Below are 638 nucleotides of genomic sequence, written 5' to 3' on the forward strand. Positions count from 1 at the left end.
CGAGAGGCTATGGCGGCGGGAGGGGCTGAAAGTGCCAATGAAGCAACCGAAGAGGGGACGGCTCTGGCTGAACGACGGGTCGTGTGTCCGGCTGCGGCCGGCGCATCGCAACCACGTCTGGAGCTATGACTTCGTTCATTGCCGGACCGATGACGGGCGGGCCTTCCGAACGTTGAACATCCTGGATGAGCATTCCAGGGAATGCCTGGCCATCAAGGCGGAGCGCAAGCTGAACTCGACCGATGTCATCGACGCGTTGAGCGACCTGTTCATCCTGCGCGGGGTCCCCGCCTTCATACGCTCGGACAACGGCCCCGAGTTCGTGGCGCAGGCGGTTCGGGACTGGATTGCGGCCGTCGGCGCCCGGACTGCCTATATCGAACCAGGCAGCCCCTGGGAGAACGGATACTGCGAGAGCTTCAACGCCCGGTTCCGGGACGAGCTGCTCAACGGCGAGGTCTTCCATAGCCTCCGCGAGGCGCAAACCCTGATCGAACAATGGAGGAGACACTACAACACCAGACGACCCCACAGTGCCTTGGGCTACCGCCCACCGGCCCCGGAAACCATCCTGCCAATGGACCAGAGGCCGATCATGCACTAACACTCAAACCGGACCACTCAGGTGGGGCTGGTCA

The 638-nt window shown here is 63.2% G+C and carries 1 protein-coding gene; it reads left to right on the forward strand.

The genetic code is table 11. From position 1 onward, the window contains the following. Positions 1 to 604 (forward strand): IS3 family transposase (locus DDZ14_RS19235; protein WP_109426579.1); only part of this gene is annotated, 604 nt, incomplete at its 5' end. Between the last annotated feature and the right edge of the window lie 34 nt (positions 605 to 638).

It is taken from the genome of Maritimibacter sp. 55A14, from assembly GCF_003122205.1.
In the GTDB taxonomy this organism is placed as follows: Bacteria; Pseudomonadota; Alphaproteobacteria; order Rhodobacterales; family Rhodobacteraceae; genus QEYE01.